Origin of the sequence: Sporomusa sp. GT1 (genome assembly GCF_014634905.1) — a bacterium.
GTDB classification, from domain to species: Bacteria; Bacillota; Negativicutes; order Sporomusales; family Sporomusaceae; genus Sporomusa; species Sporomusa sphaeroides.
Genome location: NZ_BMBX01000005.1, coordinates 50262 through 66547, shown reverse-complemented (window position 1 = coordinate 66547; position 16286 = coordinate 50262). Strand labels below are relative to the sequence as shown.

13 protein-coding genes are annotated in these 16286 nt (G+C 51.8%); 2 read left to right on the top strand and 11 right to left on the bottom strand.

Features of this window, described 5'->3' with window-relative positions; translation table 11 throughout:
* Positions 1-116 precede the first annotated feature (116 nt).
* Complete coding sequence (locus GT1_RS08890) at positions 117-812, top strand: heparan-alpha-glucosaminide N-acetyltransferase (RefSeq protein ID WP_223226131.1); 696 nt, start codon at positions 117-119, stop codon at positions 810-812.
* A 62-nt stretch (positions 813-874) separates the two neighbouring features.
* On the opposite strand, the gene gltA is transcribed toward GT1_RS08890, so the two are convergent.
* The 5 genes from gltA to GT1_RS08865 form a co-directional block, all read right to left on the bottom strand.
* The gene (gene gltA, locus GT1_RS08885; RefSeq protein WP_188398404.1) at positions 875-2263 is read right to left on the bottom strand and encodes an NADPH-dependent glutamate synthase; all 1389 of its coding nucleotides are present in this window, start codon (positions 2261-2263) and stop codon (positions 875-877) included.
* Complete coding sequence (locus tag GT1_RS08880; RefSeq protein WP_188398403.1) at positions 2263-3141, bottom strand: sulfide/dihydroorotate dehydrogenase-like FAD/NAD-binding protein; 879 nt, start codon at positions 3139-3141, stop codon at positions 2263-2265. The genes gltA and GT1_RS08880 overlap by 1 nt, the downstream gene beginning before the upstream one ends.
* Positions 3142-3258: 117 nt before the next feature.
* Positions 3259-3927: a hypothetical protein gene (locus GT1_RS08875; RefSeq protein WP_188398402.1), complete on the bottom strand. Its 669-nt coding sequence runs from the start codon at positions 3925-3927 to the stop codon at positions 3259-3261.
* A gap of 186 nt (positions 3928-4113) precedes the next feature.
* A complete protein-coding gene (locus GT1_RS08870) occupies positions 4114-5070 on the bottom strand; it encodes a DUF1858 domain-containing protein (protein ID WP_188398401.1) in 957 nt (318 codons plus the stop codon).
* Between the two features lie 102 nt (positions 5071-5172).
* Positions 5173-5571 carry a carboxymuconolactone decarboxylase family protein gene (locus tag GT1_RS08865; RefSeq protein ID WP_075752436.1) on the bottom strand — a complete coding sequence of 133 codons (399 nt, stop codon included), beginning with the start codon at positions 5569-5571 and terminating at the stop codon, positions 5173-5175.
* A 184-nt stretch (positions 5572-5755) separates the two neighbouring features.
* On the opposite strand from GT1_RS08865, the gene GT1_RS08860 reads away from it, so the two are divergent.
* Positions 5756-5980, top strand: a complete 225-nt coding sequence (locus tag GT1_RS08860; RefSeq protein WP_075752434.1) for a DUF1450 domain-containing protein — start codon at positions 5756-5758, stop codon at positions 5978-5980.
* A 69-nt stretch (positions 5981-6049) separates the two neighbouring features.
* On the opposite strand, the gene GT1_RS08855 is transcribed toward GT1_RS08860, so the two are convergent.
* The 6 genes from GT1_RS08855 to GT1_RS08830 form a co-directional block, all read right to left on the bottom strand.
* Positions 6050-8791 carry a cation-translocating P-type ATPase gene (locus tag GT1_RS08855; RefSeq protein WP_188398400.1) on the bottom strand — a complete coding sequence of 914 codons (2742 nt, stop codon included), beginning with the start codon at positions 8789-8791 and terminating at the stop codon, positions 6050-6052.
* A gap of 41 nt (positions 8792-8832) precedes the next feature.
* Entirely contained in the window at positions 8833-9162 is a 330-nt protein-coding gene (locus tag GT1_RS08850) for a hypothetical protein (RefSeq protein ID WP_188398399.1), read from the bottom strand.
* 318 nt (positions 9163-9480) lie between these two features.
* Positions 9481-10986, bottom strand: coding sequence for an acetyl-CoA hydrolase/transferase family protein (locus tag GT1_RS08845; protein ID WP_188398398.1), 1506 nt, complete (start codon positions 10984-10986; stop codon positions 9481-9483).
* An 88-nt stretch (positions 10987-11074) separates the two neighbouring features.
* Entirely contained in the window at positions 11075-12778 is a 1704-nt protein-coding gene (locus GT1_RS08840) for a LytS/YhcK type 5TM receptor domain-containing protein (protein ID WP_188398397.1), read from the bottom strand.
* 88 nt (positions 12779-12866) lie between these two features.
* On the bottom strand, positions 12867-14837 hold the full coding sequence (locus GT1_RS08835) for a methyl-accepting chemotaxis protein (protein ID WP_188398396.1): 1971 nt from the start codon (positions 14835-14837) through the stop codon (positions 12867-12869).
* 176 nt (positions 14838-15013) lie between these two features.
* Complete coding sequence (locus tag GT1_RS08830) at positions 15014-16267, bottom strand: DUF362 domain-containing protein (protein WP_188398395.1); 1254 nt, start codon at positions 16265-16267, stop codon at positions 15014-15016.
* Between the last annotated feature and the right edge of the window lie 19 nt (positions 16268-16286).

The window sequence follows — 16286 nt, the reverse complement described above, 5'->3', positions numbered from 1 at the left end:
TTAATATAGTGCTGAAACAGGGTCACTTGACGTAATGCGAATTGTATTTTATTGTTAAAGTAATGACAAAGCATCGCCGGGAAACTCCGTTTCCTGCCATAAGGAGGCCACCCGTCTTGCCCCAGCCAACCGCCCGACTGGCCGAAATAGATTTGCTGCGTGGAATCGCTATTCTGCTAATGATCATTTTTCATATCGTGTTTGACCTGGCCTATTTTTACCACTGGCCGGTTGATTATCTGAATGGGTTTTGGTATTACCAGGGCAAAGCTGCGGCAGTACTGTTTATGCTGGTATCGGGAATAAGCTGTACGCTTAGCCGTAATTCACTGCAGCGCGGACTCAAAGTACTGGGCACCGGCCTGATTATTACGGCAGTCACCTACCTTCTCCAGCCGGCAGAATATATCCGGTTTGGCATTTTGCACCTGCTGGGCAGCGCCATGCTGCTGGCCCCCTGGCTGAAACAGTATAGCGCCCTGACACTGGCAGTGGCCGGAACAGTCTGCATCATAGCAGGAAAACTAGCCATTACCCTGACACTGCCACTGCCCTGGTTTATCCCTTTGGGCATCACGCCTCCCGGCTTTGCCTCGCTTGATTATTACCCCATATTCCCCTGGCTGGGCATAGTCCTCTATGGCCTGGCAGCAGGCAAACTCTTATATCCGGCAAAACAGCCGCTGTGGCCTGAGGCCGCTTTGTACCGCCCGGTGCACTGGCTATGCTGGCTGGGCCGCCATTCGCTGCCGGTTTATCTTGTACATCAGCCGCTGATTTTAGCAGGCTTGTACCTCCTGTATACACTGTGAGTCTAAATATAAAAACCGCCCTCTGCCTGCCGGCATGGGGCGGTTCTTGCTATATTGACATGTTATTTCGAAGACATAAGCATTTCATCAATGGCGGCTGCGGCTTTTTTGCCTGCGCCCATGGCCAGAATGACTGTGGCTGCGCCGGTAACGGCATCACCGCCGGCGTAAACACGTTCGCGGCTGGTTAAACCGGTTTCCTCATCGGCGACAATGCATTGCCATTTATTGATTTCCAGTCCCTGGGTGGTCGAGGAAATGAGCGGATTAGGCGAAGTTCCGAGAGACATGATGACCGTATCCACTTCCATAACAAACTCGGAGTCAGCTACAACCACCGGTTTTCTCCGGCCGCCGGCATCCGGTTCACCCAGTTCCATTTTAACGCACTTCAGACCGGTTACCCAGCCTTTTTCATCCACCAGAATCTCTGTCGGATTGGTCAGCACATCAAAAATTACGCCTTCTTCTTTGGCATGATGCACTTCCTCAACCCGTGCAGGCAGTTCGGCTTCCGACCGGCGATAAACAATGTGAGTTTCCGCGCCCAGGCGGGCGGCTGTTCTGGCTGCATCCATAGCTACGTTGCCACCGCCAACTACAGCGACTTTTTTACCCACCTTGATGGGTGTTGAATATTCTTCTTTAAAAGCCTTCATCAGATTGTTGCGGGTTAAAAACTCATTGGCAGAGAATACGCCGTTGGCGTTTTCACCGGCAATTCCCATAAACTTCGGCAAGCCGGCGCCTGACCCAATAAATACGGCATCAAAGCCTTCTTCATTCAATAGTTCATCAATGGTGACGGTTTTACCAATAACCACGTTAGTCTCAATCGCAACACCCAGTTTTTTGAGGTTCTCGATCTCGGCTTTAACCACGGTTTCTTTCGGCAGCCGGAATTCCGGGATACCATAAACCAATACGCCGCCTGGTTCGTGCAGCGCTTCAAAGATGGTGACTTCATAGCCTTTAAGGGCCAAGTCGCCGGCACAGGTCAGTCCGGCAGGCCCACTGCCGATTACGGCTACTTTCTTGCCGTTTTTCGGTGCCGCTTCCGCCGCCGTTATCTGATTTTCCCGGGCCCAGTCGGCCACAAACCGCTCCAGTTTGCCAATGGCCACAGCTTCACCCTTAATTCCCAGAATACACTTGCCCTCACACTGGGTTTCCTGCGGACATACGCGGCCGCAGACAGCAGGCAGAGCACTGGCCTGGGCAATCACTTTGGCAGCTTCGGCAATTTCGCCTTTTTTAACATGGCTGACAAATTCCGGAATATTTATTGCTACAGGGCAATCGCCAACACATTTGGCGTTTTTGCAATTCAGGCAGCGGTTGGCTTCCGCAACGGCTTCCTCCAGCGAATAACCCAGGCATACTTCATCAAAATTGGTAACACGTTGTTTGGGACATTGTTCACGTACTGGTACTCTAGCTGCTTTGCTCATTAGTTATGCCCTCCACAACAACCGCCGGTGTGGCTGCCTTTTTCCATTGCCAGCATCTCCCGGCCTTCTTCAGTTTTGTACATAGCCTGGCGACGCATAGCTTCGTCAAAGTCGACCAAATGGCCGTCAAATTCCGGGCCGTCAACACAGGCAAATTTGATCTCGTCACCTACCGAAACACGGCAGGCGCCACACATGCCGGTGCCGTCAACCATAATCGGATTCAAGCTGATAGTTGTCTTGATAGCATACTCCTTGGTCAGCTTGGCTACAAACTTCATCATAATCATTGGACCAATGGCAATAACATGGTCATACCGGGTGCCATTGTCAATAAGCTCTTTTAACACATCGGTAACCAGGCCCTTCCGGCTGTAAGAGCCATCATCGGTGGTAACATATACCCTGGCGCCCAGAGCTTTCAGCTCTTCTTCCAAAATGACCATTTCCCTGTTGCGCGCCCCGATGATTACGTCAACCTGAACCCCCTGCTGCTGCAGCCATTTTACCTGCGGATAAACCGGGGCGGTTCCCACACCACCGGCAACAAAAATAATTTTCTGCTGTTTTAATGCCTCAATTTCCTCAAAAATAAACTCAGAGGCCTCACCCAGCGGTCCGGCAAAATCGGTAAAATAATCACCAGCCTGGTAATCAGCCATTTCCAGGGTTGATTTACCTAATGTCTGGAATACAATTGTGACCGTTCCCTTAACAGTATCATAATCGCAAATGGTAAGCGGAATCCTCTCACCTTTCTCGTCCGTCTTTACAATAATAAACTGGCCTGGTTTGGCTGATTTAGCCACCCGGGGTGCTTCCACATCCATCAAGTAAATCTGTGGTGCCAACTGCCGTTTTTCGACTATTTTATACATCTAATCATCCTCCCCTGCTGCGATATTATGTTGACAATACAAGACAAGATTATAGCATAAGCCGCCAGTTTTGGAAATAGGGAAAAGCCGTAGTTTACATACTACGGCTCTTACAGCCTATATCCTGGCGATTTCGTATCGATTAGCAGTACCGCCTGCCTTGGCGTCAGTCGTTTGCCGAAAGGAAAATCCGGGATTAAGCGTATTGACAAAAGTGGTAAGCCATTCGTTATAGAGTTTTTTCATTGTTTGGCCATCCGCCCCGGCCCGCTTCCAATTGGGTTCCTGCAGGCAAACCTCACTTTCCCATACCATCTTGTCAGCGGCGTTTTCAATAATAGCATCTGCCTGATCGCAAGGCATACCATTTAGATAATAATCATTTATGGCTTTGTAAATACCAGGGGCGGTAGCCGTCTCGTACTTGCCCTGGGCGGCGGCGTGCCGGGCGCAATGCGCGCCATGTTCGCCGAACGCCTTGCGCGCTACATCAATGGCCGCGTCACCGCAATTATCAACCAGCGCCTGGACAAAAGCAGCCTCCCGGCTTTCCGCAATATTAATCTGCCGCTGCAGCCAGCCATGAATATTGCTTTGATCAATATACTCCTGCAGGTCGGCATCAGGCAGTGGTTCCCCGTAGCTTTGCCAGGCCTGGGAACGGGCCTCTTCAGCGGTGGCGCCGCACAGGCTGTCGGCTTCGGCAAAAATCCTTTGTTCCCGTTCAATGACATGGCGAATTTTGTTATACAACCAGTAATGGATGGGTGCTAAAAAAGCGCTCATACTATCATCCCCTTATTATTTGTTAGCCGGGACTAGTAGTCCGCCAAGCCCAAATCCGCAGTGTTCTTATCGCGAGATTTCCCGCCCAACTTCGTTGTCGTCACCTTACATATGTCCGATATGTGCGGCTCCTCCGCCTTGCTGGACGAAAAATCTCGCGCAATTCATCCTACGTCTTTAGACTTGTCAGACTACCTTATTTAAAGCAGCCAATAGCTCTGTTAGGTTAAGGCCGTGAATTTCCGCAGCCTGGGTAACAGGTTCGCCGGCTGAAGACGGACAACCCAGGCAGCCCATGCCGAAAGAGCGGAATACCGGGACGGTTTGCGGATAAACCCGGATAATATCGCTGATGACACTGTCGGCAGTAATGGCATCGCCAAATACCAGGCTGCCTTCGGTAAGCCCGCCAGGCAGGGGCACAATCTTTTCTCCTGCCTCGGTTTGTGGTACCTTCGGCTCGACAGCCGCGCTTTTTTCACCATAGAACTCTGCCAGAATATCGGTCTTGAATTTTTCCCAGCCGATGCGGTCAATAAATTGTCCGATACGCTCAATGTCGGCATGTTTTTGATAATAGCGCATAATTATATCGATAATCCGCAGAGTATCATCATAATCGAGGCCTTCAATAAGCTTATCGGCCAGCCGGGGATGCGCCCCGGCGCTGCCGCCGACATAGATATCCCAGCCTGCATCGGTGCCAATGACACCGACATCCTTGACATAAGACTCCGCACAGGAGTTAGGGCAGGCCGACACCCCCAATTTAATCCGGCTGGGCATTTCTTTTTTGATATACCGTTTATCAAGTTCCAGGCCAAGTTTAATACTGTCTTGTTTACCCCGCTTGCAGAAAGCATTGCCTGGGCAAATCTTAACACTGCGCACGCAGTTGGCAAAACCCAGGGCCGGCTGCATACCAAGATCTTCCCAGATGGCTTCAATATCTTCAGCCTTTAATCCGGTAATCATAATGCGCTGGGCCGAAGTCAACTTCATGATTCCGCCATATTTTTTCGAAACATCCACATACTTTTGCATGACTTCCGGCTTGATAAAACCGCCGGGTAAATGGGGAGTTATCGCATAGGTCCGTTTTCCTTCCCTGATTTTCTGTAAGTTTGCTCCTTTGGGCAGCATGGCTGCCACCTCCTTTATTTTTTCATAATATGTTTCACCAGGGGTGCCGCCCAAACTCCCGCTTATAGAAACTGAGAGTATTAAGCAGGTTAGTCTCAGGAATTAGTGACTGCCCGGTTCACCGTTATGCTGGGCTTTTTCATAGATGGTATCCATAAATTTAATCAATGGGCTAAGTTTGACAATAGTGTGAGCACCTTTCATCCACACTTGCTGCCGAAACACTTCAATAACTTCTTCCCGGGTAGCTCCATGATTCAGGGCTTTTAACAGTTCCAGCTTGGCGCGGACATCATCATCGCCGTAAACGGCAGTAGCCAGTGCCATCAAGTAACGGTACTTCAGGGGAATAACACCCTCGCCCCAAATAATGTGATGGTATTCGCTGATGATTTTTTGCATATCTTCGCCCAAATCGCCTGCACCCATACTGCAGGGAGGCACAAAACCAAATTGTTTTTTAAATTCGGCAATCATTTGTTGTTTATTAAAATCAGCCATGCTTATTATCTCCTTCCGGCTCTATCTCCTGAATCAATTATATTACAGGTTTTCTTTCCATTTCGCTGCCAAATGTCACAGGACGGTGTGATTCTCGTCACAGAACCTGACTAAATCTCTGCACATAGTTTGCCGTTATCAGGCCAAAACTAAACTTCGAAAAAAATCCAAGGAGGACAAAGTCATGAATGTACTGCAGTTCTGTGAAAACAACCTGAAAAACGAAGGTATGGAAGAGCTTGTGGAAAAATGCCGGGCCGGATTTAAAACGGCTGAGATATCGATAGAACCCTGTTTGGGCGAATGCGGCGATTGTGCCGAAATGTATATTGCCAAGGTCAATGATCATCTGGTCACCGGCGACATTACGCATGATCTCTTTGAAGAAATCAAAAATCTGCTGGGCTGAAAAGGTAAAAGACCGGACGCTAATCCTGTTAAGGAAATCGTCCGGTCTTTCTGCATAAAACGGCAGTGGTTAGTTGCTTACATCCATGGACTGATCCGGTTTGGCGGACAATTTTAACAGCCATTTGGCAGACTCAGTAATCAGGAAGGGGATGACAGCCACGGCCAGCAGAAAGCCCCATTCGTGCAGGCCTGGCTCAATGGTTTTAAATATCAGATGCAAGGGGCTGTAAACCGACACTAGCAGCAGGCCAAAGGAAAGCGCAACGCCGCCGTTTAAAAATTTGTTGCTGAAAAAGCCCAGTGAGAATGCGGAATAGTATTCGGAACGGGCCGCATAGGCGCAGGTAATTTGGGTGGTAATTAGGGTAATAAAGGCAAAGGTCCGGGCCACTGTGAGGTCACCGCCATAGCTTGCCAAAGCGTACTGGAAGGACACTAACACCGTGACGGCAATAGCCAGGCTCTGCACCACAATCAGGGTTTTCAGCTTGCCGCCAAGCAGCGGCTCAGCCGGGTCACGCGGCTTAAGGCGCATTACATTGGGTTCTTTCTTTTCAACCCCCAGGGCCAAAGCCGGGAAGGCATCTGTTACCAGGTTAACCCATAACAACTGAATGGGTAACAACGGGAGCGGCCAGCCGAAAAGAATGGCAAAAAAGATGACCAGGACTTCGGAAGCATTGCAGGAGAGCAGGAAGTAGATAAACTTTTTAATATTGGTATAAATAACCCGGCCTTCTTCCACAGCCGCAACAATGGTGACAAAGTTATCGTCAGATATTACCATATCGGCGGTTTCTTTGGTAACATCGGTGCCGGTTATGCCCATAGCCACCCCGATGCCGGCCTTTTTCAAGGCAGGCGCATCATTCACACCGTCGCCGGTCATGGCGACAATATGTTTGTTCTGGCGGAGCGCTTCGACAATAGCAACCTTATGCTCCGGGGATACCCGGGCAAATACGCCGGTCGTCTCCCCGGCCTGTTTTAAAGCCTCCGGGGACATGGCGTCAAGGTCTTTGCCGGTAAGCACCTGGGCTGAGCCTGTTACAATGCCGAGTTCTTTGGCAATGGCAAAGGCAGTATCGGGATGGTCGCCGGTAATCATCACCGGCCGGATACCGGCGCCTTTGCACAGCTCAACCGCTGCCCTGACTTCCAGCCGGGGTGGATCAATCATGCCCAGCAGTCCGATAAATACCAGCTGGGTTTCAATGTCGGCCGGATTAGTCATATCCGGCTTGCTGTCAAAGTCGCGGTAGGCTACAGCCAGTACCCGCAGGGCGCTGGAAGCCATTTCTTTATTAGCCGCCTGGATGACGGCCTTTTCTGCCTCGGTCAAGGGGCGGACCGAACCGCCGGTGGCAATGGCCGTGCAACGGCTTAACAGGACATCGGGAGCGCCTTTGGTAAAGGTGCGCAGTTGTCTGTCAAATCGATGCAGGGTGGTCATCATCTTCCGGCCGGAATCAAAGGGAATTTCCTGCAGCCGGGGAAATTGCCCCGCCAGCTGGGATTGAGTATAGCCGCCCTTGTAGCCGGCCACCACCAAGGCCCCTTCTGTGGGGTCACCGATAATCGACCAGGTTTTATTATCGGCAGCGGCTTTTAACTGGGCGTCATTGCACAGGACAGCACTGCGCAAAAGCAAGTCAAGCTCGGTTTCGGCCGCTGCCTCTACCGGCAGTTCCTGATGGGTAAATTGGCCTGCAGGATTGTAGCCTTCGCCGCTTACCGCATACATCCTGCCAGGAGTGAAAACTTTAACCACCGTCATTTGATTTTGGGTAAGTGTTCCGGTTTTATCAGAACAAATTACCGAGATACTGCCCAAAGTCTCCACGGCGTGAAGCTTTTTCATAATGGAATTTTTTCTGGCCATCCGCTGCATCCCCAGCGCCAGCACAATGGTCACCACTGTGGGCAAGCCTTCGGGAATGGCGGCAACGGCCAGACTGATAGAGGTCATCAGCATCATCTGCACTTCATCAAAGGTTAACGCACCGTCCTGATAACCTTTCCACAGCCCCATGGCAAAAATAATGGCGCAAACGGCCAGACAGATAACGCCAAGTCCCTTGCCAAACTCGGCCAGCTTTTTTTGCAGCGGGGTGCTGTCTTCGGTGACAGTCTGCAGCATGGCGGCAATTTTGCCAATCTCGGTATTCATGGCCGTACCGACGGCGACGGCCTTACCGCGGCCGTAAGTTACGACAGTACTCATGAAACCTAAGTTATGGCGCTCTGCCAGGGGCGCTTCTGCTGCAACCACAGCACATTCCTTCTCAACCGGCACCGATTCACCGGTTAAAGAGGCCTCCTGGGCCTTCAGGTTAAACGACTCCAGTATCCGCACATCAGCGGGAATATAATCGCCGGCATCCAGGAGAATGATGTCGCCGGGGACCAGCTCCCGGGACGGAATGGTACTAATCCCGCCGTCGCGAACAACCTTCGAGGTCGGAGCACTCATCTCCTTTAAGGCTTCCAGAGCCTTTTCGGCTTTGGCCTCCTGAAATACCCCCAGGGCGGCATTGAGCACTACGATGGCGATAATAACCAGCGAATCGGCCACTTCGCCAACGGCCAGCGAAATGACGCTGGCCACCAGGAGAATTAACACCAGAAAATCCTTAAACTGATTGAGAAACTTTTTCCACAGGGGCTCCCGGGCTTTTTCCCGCAATTCATTGTAGCCATATTGCGCCAGACGATTGGCCACTTCGGCTGAGGACAGACCGCGCTCCAGGTCTGAATTAAGTGCAGTTAAAACCTCGGTTGAGGTCAACTGGTGCCACTGCTTTTCCATGAAAGTAAGCCTCCTTGTTATTTAAGTGATCATGCAGGCAATCAAAATGGCAAACCACCGTTCATCTTGCTAAGCTTAGTGAAAACCCGGAAAAAATAGATCACGGTCACCGGCATGATCAGCCATTCTACCAGGCATAAAGCGCCAGCCAGCAAGCCCAGACATATTTCGAAAATATGTCCGTTTTTTTGTTTCAGATAAAATCCGGTCACAATGGTGGCATAAGCCCACAAATAGGTTGCCCAGCGGATAATTGCGTCAGATGGTTGGATACCCAGATAATTCGGAACTGTATTGGCAATTACCTGGGCTAAAATGGCAATCATAATACACAGCAAGCCAAAATAGCCGGTTATTTTTTGCCAGTCCAAGTATATCCCCCCAGATCGCCTTTTGTTCATAGGCTTTTTGATCTGTCCAGATTGCAAACAGCCGGTCCATAAGCCCTCCTTTCCGGTTGTTCTCTACATAAAAATTAAAAAGACCTTACCTTTTAATAAAAGGCAAGGTCTTACCAACAGCAGTATACTGCCAACAAAGCCGGGGCCCACGCACCGCGCACTGACGACTTTGCTGTAAAGGTTACTCCCCTTGAGGCAATATTTAATTATACTTTTATTATAATTAGCGTTCCAATATCTGTCAATAGTTTGCATCATCTGTAATTTTTAGTATTTTTTTACATTTATTTAGAACTGCATGGTTCCGGTCTCCAGGAAACGGCAGTGCCAGGACAGCGCCTCGGCTAACAAGTGCGGCGTATGGGCTCCGCCGGTAGCTTTCTCTGCCCGTTCAAGATAGTCAAGCAACCGGGGACGGTAACGCGGGTGGGCGCAATTGCCGATGATTTTCCGGGCCCGCTCTTTGGGGCTGAGACCGCGTATGTCGGCCACCCCCTGTTCGGTAATGAATACATCAACATCGTGCTCAGTGTGGTCAATATGGGAGCACATGGGCACAATACAGGATATTGCCCCGTCCTTGGCTACCGAGCTGCTGAAAAAGCAGGTCAGATAACCGTTGCGGGCAAAGTCACCGGAACCGCCGATGCCGTTCATAATTTTACTGCCCATGACATGAGTGGAGTTGACATGCCCATAGATGTCAAATTCAATAGCGGTATTCATGGCAATAATCCCCAACCGGCGCGCGATTTCCGGATGGTTGGAAATCTCCTGCGGCCGCAAAACCAGCTTGTCTTTGTATCTGTCAAGATTGGCATAAAACCGCTGTAACCCCTGCGGTGACGGGGTAAGCGCCGTACCGGAGGCAAAGGTGAGTTTGCCGGCATCAATTAAATCCAGCATACCGTCCTGGATTACCTCGGTGTACACCGTCAGGTTGGAAAAATCCGAGTCCACCAGTCCGGTGATAACGGCATTGGCAACAGAGCCGACCCCCGATTGCAGCGGCAGAAGGTTTGCAGGCATTCTCCCGGCCTTAATTTCCGCCTGCAGAAACTTGATAAGATGCCCGGTCATGGCTTTGGCATCGGCATCAACGGCAGCCAGGGGCCGAACGTCGTCAGGAATGTCACTTACGACAATGCCGGCGATTTTCTCGATTGAGCAGGGAATATACGGCACACCAATCCTATCGGCTACATTAACCAGCGGCAGTACGGCCTGTACGGGCGGTAGGCCGGGTGTGACAATATCATGCATTCCTTCCAGTGCCAGCGGCTGCGCCACATTAAGTTCGACAATGACTGTATCGGCCAACTGCACGAAAGCGGCGGCATTGCCCACCGAGGTTGTGGGAACGATATGTCCGCCTTCGGTAATGGCACAGGCTTCCACAATAGCAACATCCACCTTGCCGCCAAGAAAACCGGCACGGGCCATTGGCGCCACATGACTCAAATGCAGGTCGGTATACTGCATGCGCCCGCTATTAATGGCCTGCCTGGTAACAGCGTTAGTCTGATAGGGCAGCCTTTTGGCGATTCCGCCTACTTCCGCCAAAGCCGCGTCCAGTTCTTTACCGACCGAGGCGCCGGTCCACAGGTTGACTGTAAATTTTTCCTGCCGGATTCTTTCGGCCAAAGCCAGCGGCACCGCCTTGGGATAGCCGGAAGGGGTAAAACCGCTTGTGCCGATATTCATGCCGGCCTTAATCAAAGACGCGGCCTCCTCTGCAGAAATAATTTTTTCCTGCAATGTTGTATTTCGGATTCTTGCTGATAAATTGTTCACTTACCTTCTGCCTCCTTTACTGTTCTACTGATTGACTAAAAAGAAATGCTATTCAATGCTTTTGCTGCTCTTTTGCCTTGGTATTTGATTATACTGCCTCTTGCAGGGGTACCCGCATGGATACGCATGTGCCCTCATTTGGGCTGCTTTCTATAATAAGACCGTACTCTTTGCCAAACAGCCGCTGAATACGGGCATGGACATTACTAAGTCCGATACCGATCCCGCTTGACAATTGGGAAGCGACAGGAAGCTCGCTGAAGCAAACCAGCCGCTCCCGGGCAATCCCCACCCCATTATCCTGGACCCGGATATTCAGGGTTGCATTGTCCCGCCAAATACGAATCTCAATAACGCCGCCGTCTTTTTTCGGGGACAGCCCATGCTTAACCGCGTTTTCCACAAGTACCTGGATGGAAAAAACCGGAATAATATAATGGTATGTTTCGGGGTCAATGACTTTTATAATCTGGATGCGGTCGCCAAACCGGGCTTGCTCCAAATAAACATAGTTATCGATAAAATCAAGCTCTTCTTTTAATGTATTTACTTCTTTCCCCGGCTTTATATGCCGTCTGATCATATCTGACAAATTCTTTATCAGCACCCGCGCCTTTTCGGGCTCTGTCCGGATGGTGGCTCTGATGGTGCCTAAAATATTAAAAATGAAGTGGGGGTGAATCTGGGCCCGCAAGGAGTTATACTCGGCCTGGGACAAAAGTATGGTTTGCACCTCAAGCTCGGATTGCAGCAGTTGCAGGCTTAAAAAGTCGGCAATGCCCTGCACCAGTTCGGCTTCATAGGGGAGAATCACTCCGTTGCCGGTCTTGTAAACCTTAATGCTCCCCTGAAAGCGGTGATTGACGATGAGCGGGGCATCGATTACCGCCCCCAGGGGACAGGCTTTGTTCGGACAGCCGATCTCCTCCCGGTTACTGGTAATAATCGTTTGCCGGGACTGCAGCGCCCGTTTGGTAGCCCCGGTAATAAAGGGCTGGCCGACAATGTGGTGATCGTCCCCCTTGCCGATAAAGGCCAGAGTTTTATCCGTATCGGTTACCGCCACAGCATCAGCGCCTACTTCGGCGTGGATAATTTCGGCAATCCGTTGGGCGGACTCCAGCGTCAGTCCTTGCCGCAGCATATTGCTGGTCTTCTGGATGACGCGCATGACCTGCTGCGCCGATTTGGCCTGAACTTTGTCCTGCTCCTGATACACATCGCGCACAATATACACAAAAAGCATTACCCCCAGGCTATTGGCAATGATGGTCGGAACAGCAATCACCCGCTCCAGTTCCCAGGCGGCTTCAGCGGAAGTAGACAGGGTTAACACCATGATTTTCAGTATGATTTCGGCACCCAGGCCGGTGGCAAATGCTTTGCCGACCCCGATCTTCCGGGCTCCATACCTGGCATATACCAGTCCGCTGAAATAGCCGACCAGAACATTGGCCATAACGGCGGGAAGCATGGTGAAGCCGCCCATAAAATATCGCGGGATGGCCCCGATAATACCGGCACCCAGGCCAACAGCCGGACCGCCTAAAAGGCCGCCGACAACAACGCCTACGATTCTGGTGTTCGCCAGCGACCCCAGCACAGGCATTCCCAGATAATTGCCGATGGCGGAAAAAAAGCCAAAGATCAGAATAAGCCTAAGCTTATCCTGCCAGTGGTACTGGGACTGGTTCAGCGCTCTGCGGAAAGGAGGCAACTGCGTGGTCAGGTAGGCGGCCACGCCTAATACAGCGATATTCTTGATAACAACTTCTGTCAAACTGGTATCCACATTGCCACCTCCATACTGAAGAAAAATACTGCATTTATTGTATCATAAAGCAAGGTCCAAGAAGGTACTCCTGAAAATGGCGTTTATGCTACAGTTTGAAAACATGCACCGCTTTTTGCAGCTCTTCGGCTAAAAGCGCCAGGGTATGACTGGCTACGCTTATCTCCTGCATTGTGGCCGACTGGCTCTGGGTATCGGCAGACACGCCCTGGATCAGCTGGTTCACCTGGTTGCCGGCCTGCTCCACGCCCCGTACCTTGTCAACAATCTGGGCACTGCCGACGGCCATGTCGCCAATGGCGGCCGATATGCCCCGAATCTGGTCGGAAACCTGCCCGACAAGCCGGGCAATCTCAGCAAACGAATCGCCCGCATGGTGGACAAGGCCAATGCCCTGCCGGACATCGCCGGTTCCCACGTTCATCAGATTGACGGCATTGGTTATATTGGCCTGATTCTCGCCGATCAGGCCGGTAATTTGCTTGGCCGCCTCCTGCGTTTGCTCGGCGAGCTTGCGTACTTCGTCGGCAACAACGGCAAAGCCCCGGCCTTGTTCACCGGCGCGTGCCGCCTCGATAGCGGCGTTCAGCGCCAAAAGATTGGTCTGCCCGGCAATGCTGGCAATTACATTGACAATTTCGTTAATCTGCGAAGAGCTGGCGGCCAGGCGCTCAATAGCCTGCTGCACACTGTTGGTGGCCTGATCGATCTTGTTCATTTGATTTACGGTCTGCTCCACCGCCTCTTTTCCGGTCACAATCTTACAAGAGGTCTCCCTGGCCAAATGGGTCGCCTCGTTGGCCCCGCCGGCAATTTCCTGAATCTGCCTGGAAAGTTTCTCGACTACCAGCGTGGTATCACACAAGTCTTTTAGCTGATTTTCGGTATTGACCGTAACTTTACCGATGGCACCGGCCACATGGGTTGCCGCCACGGCCGACTGTTCGGCGCTGGCGGTCAGTTCTTCCGAGGCGGCGGCAACCTGCTCGGCAGACTGCATCACCTGTTTAACAACGGTTTTGGTATTGGCGGTCATGGTATTAAAATCGGCGGCCAGACGGCCCAGTTCATCCTTTGAATGCAAGGTGACGGCCGGTACGGTCAGATCTCCGCAGGAAATGCTCTCCGTCATGGCGCTAAGCATCTGCAGCGGCCGCGCCAGGGTGCGGGCAAAAAAGAAGCTGCCCATACCAGCCAGTAGCAACACTGCCCCCAGGGTGATCAGGAAACCGGTTTTAAAGGAATCAAGCCCGGTTAGCACTTCCGCAGCCGGAACCGTTACCGCCAGACTCCACGAGGTTCCCGTCACAGGCGCGTAAGCCAAATATTTGCCCACTCCCTGCAAGGTATACCGGCCGGCCCCCTGCTTACCTGCCGTCATTTGCCCGGTAAGCTGCCGCAGTTGTGCATCCACAGCCTGATCTGCCAAAAAATTAGCTTTCATTATTAAATCTTTTTCCGGATGGATAATTACCAGGCCATTCCCCTGAATGACGTAGGCATACCCGGTCTGGCCGGTTTTCACAGTTAACACCTTTTCAATAAGGTCATTCACCATCACGGTGCCGCCCAGCATGCCGACCGTTTTACCGGCTTGCTTTAAGGGCGCGGCAATGACCACCACCATTTGTCCATCCACTTTAGAAATAACCGGGTCGGCGATGAACGACTGACCGCTGACCATGACCTTTTGGTAAAAATCCCGGTCACTTACATTGGCGCGGGTTTTGTTGGTATAAACGGCGTTGCCCTGGCCATCCACCAGAAAAAACCGGGAAAATATCGGGTTCCGCCTGCTTTCTTCGGTAAGATACGCCATGGCCTTATCCCGGTCCTCCAGTACCAGCGGTGAATTGGCCAGCAGCACGGTTTCGGCCTTGCGGGTCTCAAACCACAGCCCCGCTTCATTGGCGGTGCCGGCGGCGGTCAGCTTCAGCCCCGCCTCGGCGTCACCGGTAATCAGGTTATGGAACTGCCAGTAATTTATACCTCCCAGTACTCCCAGCGCTACCAGCAGCAGGCCGCAAATTATTGTTGTCAGTTTGGCTTTAATATTCATCGTTAGTCCTCCGCATTCCATCAGATCCTGTTTTGGTATAGCACAACAACCCCTAACGAGTCTGCGCCAGAGGTTGTTGCTGCTATTTGCTTACATTACGCTGCCCGGCAACCAGACTACAGGTATCTGTATCTGTTACTCTCCGGAATAAGGTTGCGGCGGCCACCGGCCTCAGATTAGGGGAAATTTAGCAGCAGCCGGTTTTGGGAGTCGAAGGCCAGCGGCTTGGCTTCACCGGCTATAGTCACGCCGGTGCGTACAGCCAATTGCCGGGCAACCGGTTCCGACACCAGGCATTCTGTTAAAAACAGCGTGTTGGGAATGGCCACAACCCGCAAGTTTTCCGGCGCAATGCTGCTCAGGCTATACTGCACGGCTTCCATAAGCGCTTTGTCATCAGCATAGTGAATGGGAGTCGCCGCCCGGATGACAAAGGTGCTGGTCAGACAGTTAAGATAGGTTGCCTGGCGATCCATTTTTTCAACCAGCCGCTGGGTTACAAAATCGGCCAGGCCGATTCCTGTTGCATTACCATGCGATTCCTCCGACAGATCCAGCACGACAATCCGTTTTACACTCGGGCTCAGCGGCTCAGTCACTCCCTGAATACGCGTCCGGCCAATGATATTGGTATCAATACCTGTGCCGCTGAAGTTTTTGCCCATTTCGCCGATAAGCAGAATGTCAATATCGTCAACCGGCAGCAATGGCATCAGCGACTTGGAATATGCCAGCAACCGGTTTTCCTCCTGGATAAACTCGGCTGTGGCCACTCCCTGGATCAGCGCCGTTTCCTCATAGGCATTTTCAATGATAGCCAACCCGCCTAAAACCGGCAGCTTGGCCAGGAGAACCTCGCCGATTTCGACCAGCAGCCGCGACAGTTCCGTACTGCCAAACCCGTGGAACTGTTTGGCCCCTTGCGGGCCTCCCAGTCCCACAACCAGTTTCTTGACCAGGCCGCTCTCTACTTGACCTTTGAAGGAGGTGTGCGTTTTCACCCGGTTAACCACTAAAATTCCATCCAGCTTGAGCGCAGACTTTACGATATAAGCAGGAATGCCTTCCCGGGTGTGGCCGATAATCTCGCTCTCGGCGCAGGTGACAACTGCGGCGCCAAGCATGGCCTCGGTAAGCCCTAAACTGTCAAGCACCTCCTTTTGCCCGGCCTCAGTGCCGCCTCCGTGACTGCCCATGGCCGCCAGCAAACAGGGTTCACCGCCCTGCTCTTTAATATATTGGACCACCTGCCGGAGAATGGGTACGATATTCTGGATGCCGCGGCTGCCGCCGGTAATGCCGATTCGCTTGCCGGCCAATTGATTCGCAATATTCAGTCTCTTGAGCTCGGCAAGCACCGCGCCTGGCACATCCTCCACCAGCGGGCGGGAAAAAGTCTGCCGTATGTTAACCAGCTTGGGAAAATTCATTCTCTCTGCCCCCTTTTTT

Bases quoted from the DNA above. Each gene is read 5' to 3' on its own strand.
- GT1_RS08870 (WP_188398401.1), bottom strand. From the start codon at position 5,070: ATGCTGCCCAAAGGAGCAAACTTACAGAAAATCAGGGAAGGAAAACGG.
- GT1_RS08835 (WP_188398396.1), bottom strand. From the start codon at position 14,837: ATGAATATTAAAGCCAAACTGACAACAATAATTTGCGGCCTGCTGCTG.
- gltA (WP_188398404.1), bottom strand. From the start codon at position 2,263: ATGAGCAAAGCAGCTAGAGTACCAGTACGTGAACAATGTCCCAAACAA.
- GT1_RS08860 (WP_075752434.1), top strand. From the start codon at position 5,756: ATGAATGTACTGCAGTTCTGTGAAAACAACCTGAAAAACGAAGGTATG.
- GT1_RS08865 (WP_075752436.1), bottom strand. From the start codon at position 5,571: ATGGCTGATTTTAATAAACAACAAATGATTGCCGAATTTAAAAAACAA.
- GT1_RS08880 (WP_188398403.1), bottom strand. From the start codon at position 3,141: ATGTATAAAATAGTCGAAAAACGGCAGTTGGCACCACAGATTTACTTG.
- GT1_RS08875 (WP_188398402.1), bottom strand. From the start codon at position 3,927: ATGAGCGCTTTTTTAGCACCCATCCATTACTGGTTGTATAACAAAATT.
- GT1_RS08830 (WP_188398395.1), bottom strand. From the start codon at position 16,267: ATGAATTTTCCCAAGCTGGTTAACATACGGCAGACTTTTTCCCGCCCG.
- GT1_RS08855 (WP_188398400.1), bottom strand. From the start codon at position 8,791: ATGGAAAAGCAGTGGCACCAGTTGACCTCAACCGAGGTTTTAACTGCA.